20 protein-coding genes are annotated in these 22,398 nt (G+C 32.8%); 11 read left to right on the top strand and 9 right to left on the bottom strand.

The genetic code is table 11. The features are described from left to right. Nucleotides 1-116 precede the first annotated feature (116 nt). The 8 genes from ACZ2G2_RS00695 to ACZ2G2_RS00660 form a co-directional block, all read right to left on the bottom strand. Nucleotides 117-1,097, bottom strand: a complete 981-nt coding sequence (locus tag ACZ2G2_RS00695; protein ID WP_470393420.1) for an alpha/beta fold hydrolase — start codon at nucleotides 1,095-1,097, stop codon at nucleotides 117-119. Nucleotides 1,098-1,164: 67 nt separating this feature from the next. Next, nucleotides 1,165-1,911, bottom strand: coding sequence for an SDR family NAD(P)-dependent oxidoreductase (locus ACZ2G2_RS00690; protein ID WP_090839422.1), 747 nt, complete (start codon nucleotides 1,909-1,911; stop codon nucleotides 1,165-1,167). A 79-nt stretch (nucleotides 1,912-1,990) separates the two neighbouring features. Beyond that, a complete protein-coding gene (locus tag ACZ2G2_RS00685; RefSeq protein ID WP_470393419.1) occupies nucleotides 1,991-2,554 on the bottom strand; it encodes a TetR/AcrR family transcriptional regulator in 564 nt (187 codons plus the stop codon). 72 nt (nucleotides 2,555-2,626) lie between these two features. After that, nucleotides 2,627-3,472 (bottom strand): aldo/keto reductase, encoded by an 846-nt coding sequence (locus ACZ2G2_RS00680; RefSeq protein WP_470393417.1) that lies wholly within the window; start codon nucleotides 3,470-3,472, stop codon nucleotides 2,627-2,629. A 118-nt stretch (nucleotides 3,473-3,590) separates the two neighbouring features. Beyond that, nucleotides 3,591-3,929, bottom strand: coding sequence for a hypothetical protein (locus ACZ2G2_RS00675; RefSeq protein ID WP_470393415.1), 339 nt, complete (start codon nucleotides 3,927-3,929; stop codon nucleotides 3,591-3,593). A gap of 114 nt (nucleotides 3,930-4,043) precedes the next feature. Continuing rightward, complete coding sequence (locus ACZ2G2_RS00670; RefSeq protein ID WP_090839430.1) at nucleotides 4,044-4,286, bottom strand: hypothetical protein; 243 nt, start codon at nucleotides 4,284-4,286, stop codon at nucleotides 4,044-4,046. Beyond that, nucleotides 4,273-4,740 (bottom strand): SRPBCC family protein, encoded by a 468-nt coding sequence (locus ACZ2G2_RS00665; protein ID WP_101202918.1) that lies wholly within the window; start codon nucleotides 4,738-4,740, stop codon nucleotides 4,273-4,275. The genes ACZ2G2_RS00670 and ACZ2G2_RS00665 overlap by 14 nt, the downstream gene beginning before the upstream one ends. A 97-nt stretch (nucleotides 4,741-4,837) precedes the next feature. Next, nucleotides 4,838-5,209, bottom strand: coding sequence for a hypothetical protein (locus ACZ2G2_RS00660; RefSeq protein ID WP_470393412.1), 372 nt, complete (start codon nucleotides 5,207-5,209; stop codon nucleotides 4,838-4,840). A gap of 221 nt (nucleotides 5,210-5,430) precedes the next feature. On the opposite strand from ACZ2G2_RS00660, the gene ACZ2G2_RS00655 reads away from it, so the two are divergent. The 11 genes from ACZ2G2_RS00655 (at nucleotide 5,431) to ACZ2G2_RS00605 (ending at nucleotide 20,200) form a co-directional block, all read left to right on the top strand. Further along, nucleotides 5,431-7,371, top strand: a complete 1,941-nt coding sequence (locus ACZ2G2_RS00655) for a peptidylprolyl isomerase (protein WP_470393410.1) — start codon at nucleotides 5,431-5,433, stop codon at nucleotides 7,369-7,371. Nucleotide 7,372: 1 nt separating this feature from the next. Next, nucleotides 7,373-8,224, top strand: coding sequence for a peptidyl-prolyl cis-trans isomerase (locus ACZ2G2_RS00650; protein ID WP_245741121.1), 852 nt, complete (start codon nucleotides 7,373-7,375; stop codon nucleotides 8,222-8,224). Continuing rightward, on the top strand, nucleotides 8,208-9,638 hold the full coding sequence (locus tag ACZ2G2_RS00645; protein ID WP_345741050.1) for a peptidylprolyl isomerase: 1,431 nt from the start codon (nucleotides 8,208-8,210) through the stop codon (nucleotides 9,636-9,638). The genes ACZ2G2_RS00650 and ACZ2G2_RS00645 overlap by 17 nt, the downstream gene beginning before the upstream one ends. 6 nt (nucleotides 9,639-9,644) lie before the next feature. Continuing rightward, nucleotides 9,645-10,598: an AAA family ATPase gene (locus ACZ2G2_RS00640; RefSeq protein ID WP_090839440.1), complete on the top strand. Its 954-nt coding sequence runs from the start codon at nucleotides 9,645-9,647 to the stop codon at nucleotides 10,596-10,598. A 1-nt stretch (nucleotide 10,599) separates the two neighbouring features. Then, a complete protein-coding gene (locus tag ACZ2G2_RS00635; RefSeq protein WP_090839442.1) occupies nucleotides 10,600-10,788 on the top strand; it encodes a GldL-related protein in 189 nt (62 codons plus the stop codon). A gap of 18 nt (nucleotides 10,789-10,806) precedes the next feature. Next, a complete protein-coding gene (locus ACZ2G2_RS00630) occupies nucleotides 10,807-11,952 on the top strand; it encodes an acyltransferase family protein (RefSeq protein ID WP_470393407.1) in 1,146 nt (381 codons plus the stop codon). Nucleotides 11,953-12,184: 232 nt separating this feature from the next. Continuing rightward, nucleotides 12,185-14,965: a bifunctional aconitate hydratase 2/2-methylisocitrate dehydratase gene (locus tag ACZ2G2_RS00625; RefSeq protein ID WP_281847457.1), complete on the top strand. Its 2,781-nt coding sequence runs from the start codon at nucleotides 12,185-12,187 to the stop codon at nucleotides 14,963-14,965. Between the two features lie 186 nt (nucleotides 14,966-15,151). Beyond that, on the top strand, nucleotides 15,152-17,422 hold the full coding sequence (locus tag ACZ2G2_RS00620; RefSeq protein WP_281847456.1) for an aconitate hydratase: 2,271 nt from the start codon (nucleotides 15,152-15,154) through the stop codon (nucleotides 17,420-17,422). A gap of 133 nt (nucleotides 17,423-17,555) precedes the next feature. Continuing rightward, nucleotides 17,556-18,467 (top strand): anti-sigma factor domain-containing protein, encoded by a 912-nt coding sequence (locus tag ACZ2G2_RS00615; protein ID WP_470393404.1) that lies wholly within the window; start codon nucleotides 17,556-17,558, stop codon nucleotides 18,465-18,467. Nucleotides 18,468-18,693: 226 nt separating this feature from the next. Then, nucleotides 18,694-19,569 carry an anti-sigma factor gene (locus ACZ2G2_RS00610; RefSeq protein WP_470393402.1) on the top strand — a complete coding sequence of 292 codons (876 nt, stop codon included), beginning with the start codon at nucleotides 18,694-18,696 and terminating at the stop codon, nucleotides 19,567-19,569. A 67-nt stretch (nucleotides 19,570-19,636) separates the two neighbouring features. Continuing rightward, nucleotides 19,637-20,200 (top strand): TlpA family protein disulfide reductase, encoded by a 564-nt coding sequence (locus ACZ2G2_RS00605; RefSeq protein WP_470393400.1) that lies wholly within the window; start codon nucleotides 19,637-19,639, stop codon nucleotides 20,198-20,200. On the opposite strand, the gene ACZ2G2_RS00600 is transcribed toward ACZ2G2_RS00605, so the two are convergent. Next, complete coding sequence (locus ACZ2G2_RS00600) at nucleotides 20,197-22,398, bottom strand: prolyl oligopeptidase family serine peptidase (protein WP_470393398.1); 2,202 nt, start codon at nucleotides 22,396-22,398, stop codon at nucleotides 20,197-20,199. The two genes, ACZ2G2_RS00605 and ACZ2G2_RS00600, sit on opposite strands and share 4 nt — an antisense overlap.

The raw sequence follows: 22,398 nt of genomic DNA, 5'->3' as shown, positions 1-22,398 counted from the left end.
AATATAAAAGATAATAGGTTAGGACAAAACCATTTAACTTTATACTGCTATTTTTTAACAAATAGAAATCAAAAAATAGCACGACGTTTGGATTGTGCTATTATAAAGTAAGATGATTATTTAATTCCGTTTTCATCTAAAAAATGTAATATGTGTGTCGCTATTTCTCTGGTTTTTTCTTCTGCAGCAAAATGTCCGGCATCTAAAAGGTGGAGCTCCGCATTTGGCAAATCTTTTAGGTATGCTTTGGCACCATTAGCATTAAACTTTAAATCCTTTTTGCCCCAAACAATTAGTGTCTTAGGTTGCTCTTTCTTTAGCATGTTTTGCCATGTTGGATAGCTTAATAGATTTGTATTATAATCTTTAAATAACTGTACTTGGATGTTTCGGTCTTTTTCAGAATTTAGAAATGCCAAATCGTGTATCCAAGCATCAGGACTTTGAGTATTTATATTATTACTATCTAAGTCAAATAAATACTGTTTGTTTATTATGGCCTCTTTACTTGTTAAACTGTATAGAAAATCATGCTCTTCTTTAGATTTATCTGTTTGTGCTTTTCTAAAAAAGGCTTGTCTATTTGGTGTTAAACCGTCAAGGTAAGCATTTGCGTTTTGTACAATTAGAGCCTCAATTTTATTTGGGTTGTCTAACATCATTCTGTACCCCACAGGAGCGCCAAAATCTTGCATATACATTACGTAATTATCTATGTTGAGGTGCTCTAAAAGCTTTTGTGTGTAATTAGCTAGTAAGTCAAAAGTGTACTGTGTTGTTTCAGGATTTAAATGCGTACTGTAGCCAGACCCAAGATTATCAGGTGCAATGACATAGTAGTGACTAGATAACATTGGAATCAAGTGTCTATACGAGTGTGATGACGATGGATAACCATGTAATAATACTATAGCGGGATTCTTTTTATCGCCAGACGCTCTGTAAAATAATTTAGCACTATCAATTGTAGCATAATTATATGTAGTTGCTGGTGGTAAAAAATATTGGTTGTCCTTGTTTTTATTGGTCTTTTCTATAGCAGTATTACAGTTAAGTAGTGTCAAGCTTATTACACAAATTAGGAGTAAAGATTTCATTAGAAATGTTTTTAAATTAAAAATAGCGATTTATGTTGTAACACAAACCGCTATAATGTTTTAATAATTAGTTACGTCCTGCCATAACACCACCATCCGTATCCCATATAGCACCTGTAACCCAAGCAGCTTTATCAGATAATAAAAATAAAATACTATTAGAGACATCTGAAGCTTCTCCAAATCGTCCAATAGGATGGAAATCATTAAACCCAACTAATGCTTTATCAGCAGCTTCTTTTCCACCAAAAACACCATGATAAACAGGGGTGTTTACTAAAGCAGGAGAAACCGCATTAACACGGATATTATCTTCTGCTAATTCCATTGCTAAATGTTTAGTTAAGGTATGTAAACCTGCTTTTTGCATAGAGTAGGCTGTAGATGGTGTTGCTTTTACAGCTTGTTTAGCCCACATTGAACCAACATTGACTATAGCGCCTCCTGCTGTTGCTTTCATTTTTTTAGCAGCACTTTGCGTGATAAAAAAGAAACCTCTGTTTAGATCTAAATAGGAGTTGTAGTCTTCCATAGTGTGATCTAAAAAAGGTTTTGGTCCAAAGATACCTGAAGCATTTACTAAATAATCTAAATTATCTAAGGCATCAATACTACCGATTAAGTCTTCTACTTCTGTCGTGTTGGAGATGTTGACGGTGTGCTTTATCAAATTAGGAGCATCATCAATTTTAGTGGTGTTTCGACCTACAACATGTACTGTTGCACCACCTGCTAAAAGCGCATTTGTTGTTGCATTACCAATTCCGCTTGTTCCTCCAATTACTAGAGCAATTTTGTTTTCAAATTCTTTCATTTTTATTTATTTTAATTATTAATTATTAATTATTAATTATAGACAGACAAGTCTGTCTATTGTTGTTTAAATTTTTTTTTTAGTTTAATATTATGGTGCACAGGTTTTTGGACTCTTTAATAGGCCAGTCTGCTTGGTGTAAGTGGCTTTCGCCTACAGCGCTTTCATATAATAAATAGATTTGTCTAGCTAGAGACTCGGTTTGAGTTTTACTCAGTCCTTCTAGGTTAGCTGTGATAAGTGTATTGATTAACTGAATAAAACTATTTTTTTGAGATTGAATCTCTGTTCTAATTCGATCGTTTTCTCTTGGTATTTCTGAAACTGTTTTAATACACCAACAGCCATTAAAATCTTTATCCATAAAAAAGAGGTTCAGAAAATCGAAAATAGCCAATATTTGATCTTTCCCTTTTTGTTTAGTTGCTGTATAGGTTTCAATATCTTTTAAAAAGCTTGTGTTTTTAAATTGAAGGTAGGCTAAACAAATATCTTCTTTAGATTTAAAATGATTGTAAAGTGTAGCTTTAGCAATTCCTGTTTCCGAAATAATCTCATTAATGCCCGTCAAGTTATATCCGTTCTTATAAAATAAGTAGGAGGCGGTTTCAATGATTCTATTTTTTACTTCAGATTGTTTCACAGGGCAAATATATAATAATATTTCTAAAAAGTAGACAGGTCTGTCTACTTTTTAAAAAAGTATAGTTTTTATTTAACTAATACGGTCAGGCCAAAAATTAGGATGCTCTCCACTAAACCCCATTTTTGGTAATGCATTGATAACTTCCATGTCGCTTTGCGATAATTCAAAATCAAAAAGATCTAGGTTTTCTTCCATGCGATTTGGAGAGGTAGACTTTGTTATTATAATTACATTATGCTGAATAACCCAACGTAAGCAAATCTGTGATACTGATTTATTATGCTGTTTAGCAATGTCCTTTAAAACTTGATTGTCAAATACTTTTCCGCGTGCTAGAGGTGACCACGACTCAACGGTTATATTTTTAGCTTTACAATAATCAGTTAATTCTTGTTGCCAATACCCCGGATGGAACTCGATTTGATTAACAGCTGGAATAACTTTAGCTGTTTTAAATAAAGCTTCTAAATGTTCTTGAAAAAAGTTACTTACTCCTATAGACTTGATTTTACCTTCGGCTTGCAATTCTTCCATTGCGCGCCAGCTTTCCGCATTAGCGTGTTGCCAATTATCGTAATTTTTAGCATTAGCAGGCCAATGTATTAGGTATAAATCAATGTAATCTAACTTTAATTTTTCTAGAGATTTATTAAATTCGGCTTTAGCCTCTTTATAATTTAAATGTGTTCTCCATAATTTTGTGGTAATATATAATTGTTCTCGTGCTATACCACTAGCTTCAATACCTTTAGCAACAGCCTCTTCGTTACCATAAATTGCTGCAGTATCAAATAATCGATACCCTTTATTTATGGCGTTTTTTACAGATTGAATCCCTTCTTGGTCAGTACATTTGTACGTTCCAAAACCAATAAGAGGTATTTTAGAGTTGTCGTTTAAGGTAAGGTTTGTCATGATTTTATTTTTATGAAACAATAAAGAACAAGATAAGATTTATCTTAATTTTAGTAAAATACAAGATTGCTTTTAACAGCTTTTTAGCACATAGACCAGTATGCCCGTGTATTGTTAATTATTCTTTGCTTTGGTCCTGAATACAAGTGATGTCTACAATTTGACCAGCCATACAAATACCAACAAGGTCGTTGTTTTTGGTATAGCTAAACGTTATATTTTTGTTAGCGGTCAATGCTATATTAAAGCGTTTAAGATTTGTTGGATTAACTTTTTTGCCATCTTTAAGCTTAATCATCCAACCACAACCATCTAATCCAGTCATGTCAATAAGTGTTCCTTCAACACTATTTATACAGTCTTCTGTTTTTAAGGTAGTCGTTTTAGTATTAACACAAGATGAGGTCACAAACACAAGTGCTAATAGTAAAAGAAGGTGTTGTTTTAGTCTATTCATGTATTAAGTGGATTATCGTAATCAATCTAATATAATTGTTTTGTACAACTGTAAGTTGAGCATTGTAGAGTAAAAAAAACACAACGATTAGGTTGTGCTTTCAAATTTTATTAGTTATTGTTCTGGACTGTAAATTTCACCTCTATGTGGTTTTAAGGCATCACGTACGGGTTTCATTTCAGATTCATTTACAACCATAAATGCAATACTTAACATATCGTTTATTTGCTGAAACCCAGTAATATTTAATTCTGTTTTTTCTATTGCAATATATTCTTTTAGGTGTATTTCGTGGTGTTCGGCAATTTTTAAGGCGTCAGGACCTCTAAAGTCCCATATTAGTTTAAGTTGTCTCATTTTCTTGTTTACTAGTTGTAATGTTTTCAGCAAAATGTTTAAAATCTACTAAATACTTTTTAGATTGTTTTTTAAATGCTTTTGGCATTAATAGTAACATCATTCGTGTTCTAAATCTGGTCGGAGCAAACTCATTATTACTAACCCATTTAGTTGTGTTACTATCTAAAGCTTCAAAATAATTTTCTTGTATGTTGTGCATACCATCCATGTCATAATTAACATGAAATGTTTTTCCTAATTCCTTTTGTGCTATGGTTTCTGTTAAGCTTATTTTTCGCTTACCAAATACATAATTTAATCTCATTTTAGATCCCACTTTTCCTAAATCTCCAGAAACGTGTTCAAAGCTTTCAAGACCGTCTTGCCAGTGTTTTTTAGAGTTGTGGTCTTCAAGTAAGTCAAGGCACTCATATAAAGGCTTATTGATAATTATTTGAGTAGTATATTTCATTGTCATTACTAAATAGGATTCAAAATTATAAAAAAAATAGCGATTGTAAAATTACAATCGCTAAAGGTTTAAATATATTGGTTAAAGCAGTGTTTTGTTATAATACGACTTTTAACGAATGTCTAAATTTTGGAGTTTCAATAACTATAATGCTAATTTGATTTTTTGGTAAGTCTAATGTTTTTCTAAATGTATTAGTAACATCAATGTCTGATAGTCTAAGTATTTCCTTTCCTAAAATAGAGTAGGCCTTTATGGTTACTTTTCCTTTATAGTTTGAAATTAATAATTGGTTTTTGACAATTTTTGCAGAAAAATCTACTGTTTTATTATCTTGTAAGTCTGAAGCATCAATAACTGAAACCATACTATCATAAGTAAGGTTGTTGTTATTAAATGGTGTTGCTTCTTCTGCTAAAGTAGCATTGAAAACAAAAAGCAATAAAATTAAAATGTAGTTTTTAGCCATAATCAATAATCTATTCAAGTAAATGTAATACTTTAATTTAAGTTTTTCTAAAACTTTAATACTATTATAACATTTGTGTATCAATAAATATGCCACTTTAGCGTTTTGTTTTTTACTTCAATAATATAATAAATAGAATCTAGCATCGTTTGTAAAAGTGCTTGTATTATAGTGTAATATTGCTATTTTTGCCGACATTGCTAATAAAAGTGCCCTTTTTTATGAAAATGAACGTTTTACGTACTACTTTAATCGCCTTTATAGTATCTTGTTTTTTTGCTAGTGCGCAAGAAAAAACCGTGTTATTTACGGTAAATGAGGTGCCAGTTTATACCAATGAGTTTAAACGTGTTTACAATAAAAATTTAGATTTAGTAAAAGACGATTCTCAAAAAGACATTGATAATTATTTAGATTTATTTGTAAAATACAAGCTTAAAATAGCGGAAGCTAAGACTTTAGGCTTAGACAAAAAAACATCTTATTTAAGAGAGTTTGGTAATTACAAAGACCAATTAGCTAAAAATTATTTAAATGATAATAAGGTTACAGACCAGTTAGTTGAAGAAGCCTACAATAGACTACAAACAGAGGTTGATGCTAATCATATTTTAGTCAAATTAGAAGAAAATGCAAGCCCTAGGGATTCGCTTTTAGCATTTCAAGAAATCCAAAAATTAAGAATACGTGCTATAAATGAAGGCTTTGATGTTGTAAAAAAGGATATCCATAATGGCCGTACTTTATTTGCAGAAGAGTTAGGTTATTTTACAGCATTTAAAATGGTGTATTCTTTTGAGAATGCAGCTTACAATACGCCTGTTGGAGAATGGTCAGCGCCTTTTAGAACACAATTTGGATATCACGTTGTATTAGTAAAAGATAAGCGTAAAAACAGAGGGGATGTTACAGTAGCACATATTATGCTATTAGACAAAGAGGATAGCGAGGACAATCAAAATCGTATAAACGAAATATATAAACGTATAAAGCAAGGTGAAGATTTTGGAGCCTTAGCAAAACAGTTTTCTGAAGATAAAAGCTCAAGTAGTACCGGTGGGCAACTTAATACGTTTTCTGCGGGGCAATTAAGTTCTAAAACTTTTGAAGATCAGGCATTTGCTTTAGAGCAAGCAAAAGATGTGTCTAAACCGTTTAAATCGGAATTTGGATATCACATTGTTAAGTTAATTGAAAAGCATGGTATCAAATCGTTTTCTGAATTAGCACCTGAATTAAAAAATAAAATCAAACGTGACTCTAGGTCTAAGGTCATTAATGATAAACGTTTGGAAGGATTGTACAACAAATATAATGTGTCTAAAACGACTCCAGATTTAAAACCGATAGTGTCTATTTTGAATGATACTTATTTTAGTAGCAGTTGGAAGATTCCTGCTGATTTTAAAGGAGAAACACAATTGTTTAAGATCGGAAATACAGTTTTTAGCCAACAAGATTTTGCTGAATTTTTGCTAAAAAGCCAACGTAAACGTCAAGCTAAAGTGGCATTAGAAAAGCTAGTAGCAGATAATTATATCTTGTTTGTTGAAAGTAGTTTGAAAATATACCAAGAAGAGAATTTAGAAAATGAAAACGAAGACTATGCTCAAATATTAATGGAGTATAGAGATGGCTTATTGCTATTTGATTTGATGGAAACGGAAATCTGGAATGCAGCAAAACAAGATTCAATAGGTTTACAACAATATTTTGCATTACACCAAGATAACTATTTTTATGATGTTAGGGTGGATGCAATTGTAGCGTCTTCAGCTAAAAAAAGTAGTATAAAAAAGGTGGCAAAGATGCTAAGCTCTAATGTTAGTCCTGATGCAATTAAAGCGCAGTTAAACTCAGAGTCTAAAATTTATGTTAGCTTTATTGAAGACATATTAGATGCTAACCATCAAGCTTTACCAAAAGACTTAAAATTAGAAACAGGAGTATCTGATATTTTTACACATAATGATGCTTACAGTGTTGTTAGGATTAAGTCAGTGATACCTAAAACCTCAAAATCTTTTAAGGAAGCTAAGGGGCATGTTATTGCAGATTTTCAGGAAGAAAAAGAAAAAGAATGGATGTTTGGCTTAGCAAAGAAGTATAAAGTAGTTATTAATCAAGAGGCTTTAAATCAAGTCAAAGAACAACTTAAATAATTTGAGAAAAACCATCTACATATTTGCGTTATTTAGTCTGTTGTGGTCTTGTGACTATTTTAAACCGGTGCCACTAGAAGAAGCTATTGCTAGAGTGGACGATGTGTTTTTATATACAAAGGACCTTAAAAAGGTATTACCCGATAATTTAAGTAAATCGGATAGTGCTATTTTTGCTAATAATTTTATTACTAAATGGGCAACGCAACAATTATTTGTTCAAAATGCTCAAGTTAATTTATCAGACGCTAAACTAGATAAGTTTGACAGGTTAATTAAGCAGTATAAAAATGATCTATACAGTAAAGCTTATGTGGAGGCTTTGGTTGCTAAAAATTTGGATACTGTAGTGTCTAATACAGAGGCAGTCTCTTATTACGATGCCAACAGGGAAGCTTTTAAATTAAATGAAGATTTAATAAAATTTAGATACATCAATGTTGAAGCAAATAGATTAGATCTAGAAAAGGTTAAAACAAAGTTTAAACGTTTTAACACAAAGGACAAAAAGGAATTGGATTCAATCTCAATTCAATTTAAATCCTATTCTTTAAAAGATTCCGTTTGGATAAGAGTAGATCAAGTCATTAAGAAAATAGAAGCTGTAGGTATTGATAATAGAAATGATTTGTTAAAAAAATCTAATTTTATACAACTCAAAGACTCATTAGGATTATATTTGATGCAAATAAATGATGTATTGTTAAGAAACGATACAGCACCATTAGAATACGTAAGACCAACAATTAACCAAATCGTTATTAATAAACGAAAATTGGAATTGATTAAACAATTAGAAAAGGACATTACTAAAGATGCCATTAAAAACGAACAATTTGAAATTTACAATTAAAACTAAAACGTTATCCGCTTTTGCGTTTTTATTATTAGCAAATTTTACTGCTTCAGCGCAAGAAATTATTGACGAAACTGCTCCAGAAACAGTTAAAGATACTACGGTAACTAAAGGAGCAACTAAGGTAGACGGTGTTGCTGCAGTAGTTGGAGATTACATTGTATTGGATAGTGATATTGACAAAATGATTTTACAACTTAAGGCGCAAGGTGCATCTTTACAAGGGGTATCTAACTGTCAACTGTTTGGTAAATTATTAGAAGATAAGCTATATGCACACCATGCTATTCAAGATAGTATCGTGGTTAATGATGCTGAGATAAACTCTAGAGTAGATCAACAAATTGAACAATTCTTGCAACAGACCAAAGGTAACATGGATGAGTTACTAAAGTTTTATAAAAAAGATAGCGAAGCTAGTTTCAGAGAAGAAATGTTTGAAATTAACAAGAGTAATAAATTAGCTTCAGAGATGAAGACTAAAATTATTGACGAGATTGAAGTAACTCCAGAAGAAGTACGTCAGTTTTTTAATAAAATACCAAAAGACGAACGTCCAAGATTTGGAACAGAGCTTAAAGTAGCACAAATTATAATTGAGCCTAAAGTTTCTGAAACTGAAAGACAACGTGTCATTGATCAATTAAAAGAGTATAAGAGAGAAGTAGAAGTAGACGGGAAAAGTTTTAGATCTAGAGCTGCTTTTTATTCTGATGATCCAGGAACAAAAAAATCAGGAGGAAAATTACCTCCAATGAATAGGTCTAACCCAAGAATGGTAAAGGAGTTTAGAGATGTTGCTTTTTCTTTACAAGAAGGAGAAATTTCAGAGCCTTTTGCAACGGACTTTGGGTACCATATTATTTATTTAGAAAAAATTAGAGGACAAGAATATGATGTGAGTCATATCCTTTTAGTTCCAGAAATTTCTGATGAAGAAGTTATGGAAGCTAAGCAAAGAATAGAAAAAATTAGAGACGATATTAATAAAGGAGATTACACGTTTGCTGAAGCTGCTAAAGAATTTAGTGACGAGAAAGAAACTAAAAGTCAAGGCGGACAGCTAATTAATCCACAAACTCAAGATTACAATTTTGAGTTAACTAAAATGGATCCTGAATTATACGGACAACTACAAGGTTTAGAAAACAACACAGTAAGTGATGTTTTAACAGACTCTGACAGACAAGGTAACATCAAGTTTAAGTTAGTTACAGTTACGGATAGAATTGATGAGCATGACGCAGATTACTCTCGTGATTATTTAAAGATTAAAGAATTAGCTTTAAACGAAAAACAATACAATGCTATTGGTGAGTGGCAAGACGAAAAAATTAATGATACTTACATTAAAATTAGCGAATCTCATAGAGATTGCGATTTTAGCAGTAACTGGTTAAAAAACAAATAGATTTATATGTCAGACGTTGCAGCAGTAAAATCTCTAGTAACAAGATACAATGCGTTAAGGCAAGAAGTAGCCAAAGTAATTATAGGACAAGACGATGTAGTTAATCAGATTTTAATCTCGATTTTCTCTGGTGGTCACGCCTTATTAATTGGTGTTCCGGGATTGGCCAAAACATTAATGGTTAATACTATTTCTCAAGCTTTAGGATTGGATTTTAAACGTATACAGTTTACTCCAGATTTAATGCCAAGTGACATTTTAGGAAGCGAAATCCTAGACGAAAGCAGACAATTTAAATTTATTAAAGGACCAATATTTGCTAATATTATTTTAGCAGATGAGATTAACCGTACACCTCCAAAAACGCAAGCAGCCCTGTTAGAAGCGATGCAAGAGCGTTCGGTAACGGTTTCTGGGCACCATTACAAATTAGATTTACCATACTTTGTTTTAGCAACTCAAAACCCAATTGAGCAAGAAGGAACGTATCCACTTCCAGAAGCGCAATTAGATCGTTTTATGTTTGCTATCAATTTAGATTACCCAAGTTTTCAAGAAGAAGTAGATGTTGTAAAAGCAACAACTTCTAATCATAAACCAACGGTTAATGCCTTATTTACTGCGCAAGAAATCGTAGATTTTCAACAGTTAATTAGACGTATTCCTGTAGCTGATAATGTTATAGAATATGCGGTAACTATGGTTGGTAAAACTAGACCAAATAGTGATGCAGCTTCTGATTTGGTAAAGCAATATGTAGATTGGGGAGCAGGTCCAAGAGCTTCTCAAAACTTAATTTTGGCAGCTAAAACACATGCGGCTATAAACGGTAAGTTTTCTCCAGATATAGAAAACGTACAAGCAGTAGCAACTAGTATTTTACGTCATAGAATGATTAAAAACTATAAGGCTGAAGCTGAGGGAGTGACTATTGAGCATATTATTAAAAGTTTATTTTAACATGAAACTGAAACAGTTATTAGTACCATTTATTATCTTATTAATTGGTATTGCAGTAACAGTTGTAGGTGCTGTTTTTAAAATCCAACATTGGACTAATGGAAGTTTAATATTAACTTTGGGTACATTTATTGAGTTTTGTGGTATCTTTTTAGGTATAATTAAGCTTATAAAAATAGCGAGACAATAATATTTAAACTTTTCTATTTTGAAATCTATAACAGCAAAAAAACAAAGAGTATTTGGTTTAGATGTTGTTAGGGCATTAGCAATCCTGCTCATATTATGTTCACATTCTACTATCTTAATTTTTCCGGAGTCGCAGTCCACACTTATTAAAATCATTCGATTTTTTGGCACCATTGGTGTTGATCTTTTTTTTGTGCTTAGCGGTTTTTTAATTGGAGGTATTTTAATCAAACAGATAGAAGCTAAACAAACTAAGTTTAAAAATTTTACCCAGTTTTGGATGCGTCGTTGGTTACGGACATTGCCTAATTATTATTTAGTATTACTAATTAATATAGGATTGTTATTTGTTTTTAATACTGAAGTTCCAAAGCAGATCTATAAATATTTCTTTTTTCTTCAGAATTTTTCAAATAAACAGGCGGATTTTTTCACGGAATCATGGAGCTTAACTATTGAGGAGTTTGCTTATTTAATCGGACCAATTTTATTATTTATTTTAGGTTTAATTTTTAAAAAGAGTGGTAAATGGTTGTTTTTGGCTGTAACACTGCTTGTAATTATTAGCGCCATCTTTCATAGGTTTATTTTTGATGTTAGTATTACTAATAGTCCTTACCACTTCTCATGGAGTAAATCTTTACGTAAAGTTTTAGTGTATAGACTAGATAGTATTTACTATGGCTTCCTAGCTGCGTTTATAGCATACTATTATGCTATGGCTTGGAAACGTTATAAATGGTTAAGTTTTGGTTTTGGTGTCGTTTTGTTCTTGGGTGTTCATGTCTATATTTTTATAAATTCATTAAATCCAGATCATTTTTCAACGTTCTTTAATGTGTATTATTTATCTATAGTGTCAATAAGTATATTACTCACATTTCCTATGTTTTCAAATTGGAGATCAACTTTAAGGTTTCAAAAGGTTGTTACAAACATTAGTTTATGGTCATATTCTATTTATTTAGTAAATTATTCTATAATACTATTAAGTATTAAGCACTATGTTGTTATTTCGGATCTATCCGCTTTAAGTAAATTAGGTGTTCTAGGATTGTATTGGAGTGCTACTTTTGTGGTTTCTTATCTCTTATTTTCCTTTTTTGAATATCCAATTATAAAATTTAGAGATTCTGCACGGTTTAAAGGATGGTTTGCAAATTAGATTTCTTATTAATTTAATATTTTAAGGTGTTAAAAATTATCATTTTACTATTTTGTAAGTAGTATTTGGTCTTTTTATTGAATTTTATTTAGTGATTGTTCTAATATCTTATATATTTTCAAAATACTTCAATTTTTCGTAATTTTGTTTGCGTTAAATAGGCGGTCCAATTAAGCTAAAAGGTTAGCTTAATTGGACGTTTAAGATTTAATATAATCCTTTTAATTACTATATGAACACTTATAAAGATTACCTTAAAGAGATAGAAGACAGGAAAGTACTTGGACTTCATCCTAAACCAATTGATGGTGCTGAATTACTTAGCGATATCATTACTCAAATTATTGATGTAAATAATGAATTTAGAGCGGAGTCTCTTAACTTTTTTATCTATAACGTTTTACCTGGAACAACTAGTGCTGCAGGAGTAAAAGCTAAGTTTTTAAAGGAAATTATTTTAGGTGAAGCTGTAGTTAAAGAAATTACACCTGCTTTTGCTTTTGAGCAATTGTCACACATGAAGGGTGGACCATCTATTGAGGTATTATTGGATTTAGCTTTAGGAAACGATGTTGCTATTGCTACAGAAGCTGCAAAAGTATTAAAGACACAAGTGTTTTTATACGAAGCAGATATGGCACTTTTAGAGAATGCTTTTAAAGCAGGTAATACTATTGCAAAAGAGTTATTAGAGAGTTATGCTAAAGCAGAATTTTTTACAAAACTTCCAGAAGTTGACGAAGAAATAGAAATAGTAACTTTTGTTGCTGGTGTTGGAGATATCTCTACAGATTTATTATCTCCGGGTGCAGATGCACACTCAAGATCAGATCGTGAATTACATGGTCAGTGTATGTTTGAGCATAACAAAGACATGCAGAATCAATTATTAGCTTTAAAAGAGCAACACCCTGATAAACGTGTGATGTTAATCGCAGAGAAAGGAACAATGGGAGTAGGGTCTTCTAGAATGTCTGGTGTAAATAACGTGGCGTTATGGACTGGAGTTCCTTTTAGTAAATATGTTCCTTTTATCAATTTTGCACCAGTAATCGCGGGGACAAATGGTATCGCACCAATTTTTTTAACTACGGTTGGAGTAACTGGAGGTATTGGTATTGATTTAAAAAACTGGGAAAAGCAAAAAGATGCTGACGGAAATACTGTTGTAGATGCAGATGGAGAACCAGTTTTAAAGCAAACCTATTCAGTAGAAACAGGTACAGTATTAACCATTAATACTAAAACTAAAAAATTATATAACGGAGATAAAGAGTTAAAAGATATTTCTGCTGCATTAACGCCACCAAAAATGGAGTTTATTAAAGCAGGTGGATCTTATGCTGTTGTTTTTGGTAAAAAATTACAAACATTAGCTTGTAAAATATTAGAAGTAGAGATTCCGCAAGTATATGCCACTTCAAAAGAAGTATCTATTGATGGACAAGGGCTTACTGCTGTTGAAAAAATCTTCAACAAAAATGCTGTAGGTACAACTCCGGGAAAAACATTACATGCAGGATCTAACGTAAGAGTAGAAGTAAACATTGTTGGGTCTCAAGATACTACGGGTTTAATGACGTCTCAAGAATTAGAGATGATGGCAGCGACTATTATTTCACCAATTGTTGATGCAGGATACCAATCAGGGTGTCATACAGCGTCTGTTTGGGATGACAAGTCTAAGGCTAACATTCCAAGGTTAATGACCTTTATGAATGACTTTGGATTAATTACTGCGCGTGATCCTAAAGGGAAATATCATGCAATGACAGATGTGATCCACAAGGTTTTAAATGACCTTGCTGTGGATGACTGGGATATTATTATTGGAGGAGATTCTCATACACGTATGTCAAAGGGTGTTGCTTTTGGAGCTGATTCAGGAACAGTAGCGTTAGCATTAGCTACAGGAGAAGCTACAATGCCAATTCCAGAATCTGTAAAAGTAACCTTTAAAGGAGAAATGAAATCTTTTATGGATTTCCGTGATGTAGTACATGCTACGCAAGAGCAGATGTTAAATCAGTTTGGTGGAGATAACGTATTCCAAGGTAGAATTATTGAGGTGCACTTAGGGACACTTACGGCTGATCAAGCGTTTACATTTACGGACTGGACTGCCGAAATGAAAGCAAAAGCATCTATCTGTATCTCAGAGGAAGATACATTAATAGAATCTTTAGAAATTGCTAAAGGTCGTATCCAAATCATGATTGATAAGGGAATGGATAACGAAAAGCAAATGCTTAAAGGTTTAGTCGAAAAAGCTAATGCTAGAATCGAAGAATTAAAGTCAGGTGCTAAACCAGCTTTAAAACCAGATGCAGATGCTAATTATTTTGCAGAAGTTGTTGTTGATTTGGATGAAATTGCTGAACCAATGATTGCTGATCCTGATGTAAATAATGAAGACGTATCAAAACGTTATACGCACGATAATATCAGACCGTTATCTTACTACGGAGGAACTAAAACGGTAGATTTAGGGTTTATTGGATCATGTATGATTCATAAAGGGGATATGCAAATTTTAGCGCAAATGTTGAAGAATATTGAAGCGCAGCATGGTAAAGTAGAATTTAATGCACCATTAGTAGTAGCGCCTCCAACTTATAATATTGTTGATGAGTTAAAAGCTGAAGGAGATTGGGATATATTAGTTAAATACTCAGGTTTTGAATTTGACGATAATGCACCTAAAGGTTTAGCACGTACTAAATATGAAAACATGTTGTATTTAGAGCGTCCAGGATGTAACCTTTGTATGGGTAATCAAGAAAAAGCAGAGCCAGGAGATACAGTAATGGCTACATCTACACGTTTATTCCAAGGTAGAGTTGTAAAAGATTCAGGAGAAAAGAAAGGAGAATCTTTATTATCTTCTACACCAGTAGTTGTATTATCTACTATTTTAGGAAGAACGCCTACAATGGCAGAATATGAAGCTGCAGTTGACGGAATCGTATTAACTAGTTTTAAGCCTTCTAAAAAGAAGTTAGTGTTAGCATAATACTTAATAAATATATTAAAAAGCCTGAATCCTAGATTCGGGCTTTTTTATGCGGTAACTTTAAATAGCTGTGACATATAAATAACTTATGTTAGAATCAATCTATACTATTAATGGTGCTTTTAAAGTCTCTCTATATTTCGTACCTTGTAAGGATTAAAGTAGAATCTAAAAAAAATAAAATTTATGGCATTTGATATCGATATGATTAAAGGAGTTTACTCTAAAATGACGGAACGTGTTGATGCAGCACGTAAAGTTGTAGGTAAACCTTTAACACTTTCTGAAAAGATTTTATATTCTCACCTTTGGGATGGAACCCCTGAAAAAGCCTTCACAAGAGGTAAAGACTATGTGGATTTTGCTCCAGATAGAATTGCATGTCAGGATGCTACAGCTCAAATGGCACTATTACAGTTTATGCAAGCTGGAAAAGACAATGTTGCAGTGCCGACAACGGTGCATTGTGATCATTTGATTCAAGCTAAAGATGGTGCTACAACAGATTTAAAGCACGCAAATAGTGTGAGTAGTGAAGTTTTTAACTTTCTAGAATCGGTCTCTAACAAATATGGAATTGGTTTTTGGAAACCAGGAGCAGGAATTATTCATCAAGTAGTTTTAGAAAATTATGCATTTCCAGGAGGAATGATGATTGGTACAGATTCTCACACAGTAAATGCTGGTGGTTTAGGTATGGTAGCTATTGGTGTTGGTGGTGCTGATGCTGTAGATGTAATGGCAGGTATGGCTTGGGAACTTAAATTTCCTAAATTAATAGGTGTAAGACTAACAGGTAAATTATCTGGTTGGACAGCACCAAAAGATGTCATCTTAAAAGTGGCTGGTATTGTTTCTGCTAAAGGAGGAACAGGAGCAATTGTTGAATATTTTGGTGAAGGTGCTAAATCAATGTCTTGTACCGGAAAAGGTACTATTTGTAACATGGGTGCAGAAATAGGAGCAACAACTTCTACTTTTGGATATGACGAGTCTATGGAGCGTTATTTACGTGCTACAGATAGAGCAGATGTTGCTGATGCAGCAAATCAAGTTAAAGACTATTTAACTGCAGATGCAGAGGTATATGCTAATCCAGAAAACTTTTTTGATCAAGTCATAGATATTAACTTATCAGAATTAGGACCATTATTAAATGGGCCTTTTACTCCAGATTTATCAACACCAGTTGGTAAAACTATGGGTGAAAAAGCGACAGCTAACGAATGGCCTTTACAAGTAGAGTGGGGACTTATTGGTTCTTGTACTAACTCATCTTACGAAGATTTATCGCGTGCATCTTCTATTGCACAACAAGCGTTAGATAAGGGTATAAAAATGAAAGCAGAATTGGGTATTAATCCAGGTTCTGAGCAAGTACGTTACACAGCAGATAGAGATGGTATTTTAGGAATCTTTGAAAAATTAGACGCTAAGATATTTACCAATGCTTGTGGTCCATGTATTGGACAATGGGCAAGATATAGTGATCCTAAAAATGCGCCTAAAAATAGTATCGTGCATTCGTTTAACCGAAACTTTGCAAAACGTGCAGATGGTAACCCAAATACACATGCTTTTGTAGCCTCTCCAGAGATTACAGCTGCTATTGCAATTGCGGGTCGTTTAGACTTTAATCCTTTAACGGATTCGTTATTAAACGAAGAGGGCCAAGAAGTAATGTTTGATGAGCCAACAGGATGGGAATTACCTCCAAAAGGTTTTGAAGTAAAAGAAAATGGATACTTAGCGCCCGATGAAGATGGTAGTGGTGTGGAAGTAAAAGTAGCTTCAGATTCTGAAAGACTACAATTATTAACACCATTTACACCTATTGGAAATGATATTTCTGGTGCTAAATTATTAATAAAAGCTTTCGGAAAATGTACGACAGACCATATTAGTATGGCTGGACCATGGTTACGTTTTAGAGGGCATTTAGATAATATTTCTAATAACTGTTTAATTGGTGCTGTTAACGCATTTGGTAAGAAGACAAACTTTGTTAAAAATCAATTAACAGGAGAGTTTGGTGGTGTGCCAGATACAGCAAGAGCTTATAAAGCTGCGGGTGTCAAAACTATAGTTGTTGGAGATCATAACTACGGAGAAGGATCTTCTAGAGAGCATGCAGCTATGGAGCCAAGACATCTTGGTGTAGTAGCGGTAATTGTAAAATCTTTTGCACGTATCCACGAAACAAACCTTAAAAAACAAGGGATGTTAGGGTTAACGTTTAATAATGAAGCAGATTACGATTTAATTTTAGAAGATGATACATTCAACTTTGTAGATTTAAACGAGTTTGCTCCAGGAAAGCCATTAACAATTGAGGTTGTTCATGCCGATGGAAGTAAAGATACAGTAGTAACAAATCATACGTATAACGAAGCACAAATTGCTTGGTATAACGAAGGAAGCGCGCTTAACTTGATTAAAAAAGAGAATAACGCGTAATTAGATTTTAAGTAATATTAAAAACTCCTAATAGTAATTAGGAGTTTTTTTTATAATAGGTGTAAGTTTTTTCCTTGATTACGACTATATTGCACTGATAAAAAAAATGAATTTAACTTTTAAAAAAATAACTATGATTAAAAAAATGATTTTTGCTTCTTTAGCATTAGGTGCACTAGCTACGTCTTGTAGCAGTGATGATGACGCATCAACACCAGCAGTAGTAATCCCAACAAGTACACTAACATTAAACTTTAATGGTTTAGGTAACTTAGGTGATAACTTAGTATATGAAGGATGGATAATGGTAGATGGTGCCCCTCAAACAACAGGTACGTTTACAGTAAATGACGCTGGAGTGGCTTCAAAAACTACTTTTGATATTCCAACGGAAGATTTAGATGCTGCCACAGCATTTGTTTTATCTCTAGAGCCAGCATCAGATTCTGATCCATTACCAAGTGCAACAAAAATTTTATCAGGGTCGTTTGCAGCTAATGCAGCATCTTTAGTAATTAATGACCAAGTTGGTGTGTTTAACTCATCAACGTTACCTTTTTCAGGTTCTTTTATCACAGCAACTCCTACAGATAATACAGGAGGAGTAAATAATGGTAATGATGATATGGGTGTTTGGTTTTTAGATATGCCAGGACCAGTACCAAGTTTAGTAAATCTACCTACTTTAAGTGCAGGTTGGAAATACGAAGGGTGGGTTGTATTTAACAACGGAACGGAAGATGTACCATTATCTATGGGTAAATTCACATCTGCTTCAGGTGTAGATTCTGCATCTCCTTATAGTGGTAACGAGCCAGCTCCTGCTTTTCCAGGGGAGGACTTTCTTTCTTTTTTACCAGCTGATATTGATGGTGTAGTAACAGGTAGACCAGTTGTTATTTCTATTGAGCCAGATGTAGAAGGAACTAATGATACTACTCCTTTCTTTTTTAAGCCAATTAGTGGTACAGAGGGTGTTGCTAGTAATGCTGTTAGCTTAGTGGATAACATTAATGTAACGGTTACAGGTACAGCTACTAGATAATATTTATTACTAAGTTGATATAATATATTTTGTTTTATCGATTTGGCAATACAATAGTTTATATAAAAAGCGCTAATTTAAAAATTAGCGTTTTTTTTTGTTTTTATAATGTTATTGATATTGAGTGTATTATGAATTTTTAATAATTTTTTCAGATAATTTGTAAGTATTTAGTTGATGTAACGACCATTTTAAGAAAATTGTTTAATTAATTAAAACTAAAACTATGATTAGAAAAATGTATTTAGCTGTAATGGCTATGGGATTATTAAGTGTGTCGTGTAGTAATGATGATGATGCTACACCACAAATTGAAACATCAGGATTAACATTAAATCTTACAGGTCTAGAAGCGCTTGGAGATGATTTTGTATATGAAGGATGGGTAATAGTGGATGGAGCACCTGTATCTACAGGACGATTTAGTGATGTCACTTTTCCACAAACATTTCAAGTATTAAGTACACAATTAGCAGCAGCAACAACGTTTGTATTGTCAATAGAGCCTACAGTGGATCCAGATCCGGCTCCAGCCGAAACTAAAGTATTAGCGGGAGATTTTTCAGGGACTTCAGCAAGTGTAAATTCTAATTTAGTTGCAGATTTTTCTACAGTAGCAGGGACGTTTATTTTAGCGACACCTACGGATGCAGATGATACCAACGAAGAAAGTGGTGTTTGGTTTTTAGATAACGCTTCTGGATCAGCAGTAACAGGGTTAAATTTACCAGTACTTTCTGATGGTTGGAAGTATGAAGGATGGGCAGTTATAAACGGTACACCTATAAGTACAGGAACATTTACAGATGCTTCTATGGCGGATGATAATGCAGCAACATCTGTATTTAAAGGAGACACAGGAAATGGACCTGGTTATCCAGGAGAAGATTACTTACAAAATGCACCAGCAGGATTTACATTTCCAACGGATCTAAGAGGAACTACAATAGTAGTGTCTGTAGAGCCAAGTCCTGATAACAGTGCAGCACCATTTACACTAAAACCATTAGCACAAATGGTGGCAACAGATGCAGCAGTACATACTTCTATAACTATGGGAGATGGACCAGTGCAATCTTTAATGGGGACAGTAAATAGATAATTTATAATTGTTTTTTGTTAGATTTGAAGCACCTAATTATGTTAGGTGCTTCTTTTTTTTTAGACTTATGCAAACACCTAAGATTACATTAAAAAATATAGTTTTTGGACTGATTATAGTCTTATTAATTATTCCTGCTAGTAGACAGTTTATTCAAATACAGCTACATAAAGGCTTGGCGTTATTTTCGCCTAGTATTGAAACGCAATCAAACCGAGAACAGATTACCAATTATAATTGGAATTTAGTGGACTTAAATGGTAGCGTGTATAATTTCCGTCAAGCGGAAAACAAAATCGTACTGGTCAGCTTTTGGGCAACTTGGTGTCCACCGTGTATAGCAGAATTACCGAGTATGCAGAAATTATACGAAGCTTATAGCGATAGAATTGAATTTGTATTTGTATCCAACGAAAAAAGTGAAACTATAAAAACATTTATGGATAAAAACGGATATAATTTTAAGGTCTACACGCCTTTAGAAGCTCCAATAATCAATCAATTTAATGTAAGTAGCATTCCGCATACATTTTTAATTGATCAAAAAGGGGCTATCGTAATTGACAAAAACGGAGCAGCTAATTGGAATAGTGATGCGGTAAAGGAGACAATTAATGATTTAATCAATTAATTTTTTTTAAGTTGATACTTGGGATGACCTGTTTGCCAAAGGGCAAAAGTTAAAACATTCCCCCATTCTTCATATGACTTTTTACCATTGCTACCGCTATGTCCTGACTCAAAATCAGCATATAAAAACACTGGTTTTGTTAATAGGTTAGAGTTTTGTAGTCTTGCAGCAAATTTTCCGCTTTCCCAAGGGACAACTCTAGGGTCGTTCATTCCAACGGTTAAATAAGTTGCTGGATAATTTATACTGTCTTTTATATGTAGATATGCATCCATTTCTAGTAAAGCCATACATTCGGTAGAATCTTTTACATTACCAAATTCCCTAATATTAGAACCACCTGCTCCTGGTTGAACTTCCGTTCTAATAGGATTTAATTCACCAACTTCAGATATAATAGCCGCAAATAAATCTGGACGCTCTGTCATTGCTCTTCCAACCATTATTCCTCCGGCACTACTACTATAAATAGCAGTCTTGTTTTTGGAAGTGTACTTATTATCAATAAGATGTTCAACAGCAGCTATTAGATCTTTCCATGTGTTTGGCTTAGTCTTTTTAAATCCACCCTTTCTCCATTCTTCACCTTTTTCTCCTCCCCCTCTAACATGGGGTATGCATAGAACACCACCTTCTTGTACGTAGTATAAAAAGGTTGGGGAGAAAAATGGATTGATACCATCTCCATACGCGCCATAACCGTAAAAGAATGAAGGGTTATTACTATTTCTTTCTATATCTTTATTATAAATAATAGAAATAGGTACTAAAGCCCCATCGTGTGAAGGAATACTAATTTCTTCAATGATTATATTTTTAAATTCAGGATATTCTACTTTATCTGTTAAGTAGTCTTCTGTAAATTTATTTGTTATAGAATTATATTTATAACGCTCGTTAGAGCTTGTCCATCCACTAATAGAAACCCATAAATCATCATAATTAATAGATTTATGGCTTATACTTATGGTTCCAGCTTTTTTAGGTAATTTAATTTGTTTAGTTTCTCCATCTTTTATTTGATAGAGGAATGCTTCAATGCCGTATTTACTTGTCGTTAGATAGATAGCATTATTATTAATCCTAAAGGAGGTTATTACTTCATCTTTCTTTTCTTCAAAAATAATTTGTGGATTTTTAAAATTCAAAGTATTTAAATTTATAGAAGCCAATTTGAAGTTATCAGCATTTGAGCCAGACATAAATACAAATTGGTCTTTAACAATAATACCTTTATTAGTTTTAACTTTATCTTCTTTTGTATACAGTAGCTTCCAATTTAAATTACCTTTTTTAAGGTCTTCGATTTTTGCATAATAAGTGTCCCAAAAATTATCTACTCCAGCGAGGTAACCAATTATGTATTTATCTCTAGCTCCATTTATTTTTGTTAATGGATATTCACTTTTTATAATATTAAACGCAGGGTGAGTTGAATTACCAAATATAAAATTTAATTTTTTTGGATCTTGACCTAAAGTGTATAATACAGATTGACTATTGTTTTTAAAATTGCTTATGTTAGGATCTGGATTGGTGAAATATAAATAAGTAAACCCGCTATTGTCTGGTAACCAGTTTATCCCTAAAAATGAGTTTGGCCAAGCATTGTCTAATATTTGTGGGTGCTGTTTTTGTGTTTTAGTATCAATTATAATTAATTCTGATAATTCTTTTCCTGAATACGATAATGATACCACGACATGCTTTTCATCCCAACTTGGTTTTATATAGTTAATTATATAATCGTTTTTACTATTTGTTTTATACTCTTTTGGATTAAATAATAGTGTTTCACTTGAGTCGTTGACAGCTTTGAAATATAATTTGTAATAGTCTTCTCCAATGTTTTTCTTTAAATAAAAACGATTGTCATTTTCTGTAAGGTGATGCTTTTTTATATAATAAGATTTTCTATTATCGATCTCGTAAGTGTTATCTATAAAAGAGGTCCTATTATTTATATTTTCAATAAAGCTATTGGTGTATTCTGTTTGAGATTTATACCACTTTAAAACAGTGCTGTCTTTGGTGTTTTCAATGTTTCTATAAGGATCATCTATTGTGGTCCCAAAGTAAACATCCCTAACTAGTTGACTTTCTATTTTTGGAGGATTGTATATAATGTCAAGATTGATAGCTTTTTTACAGTTGGATACTAGAAGTGTGATAAGAAGGGAATAGATGATATTTTTCAT

Source organism: Olleya sp. KKT75 (assembly GCF_055635485.1).
This window is presented reverse-complemented; position numbering and strand designations above follow the sequence as displayed.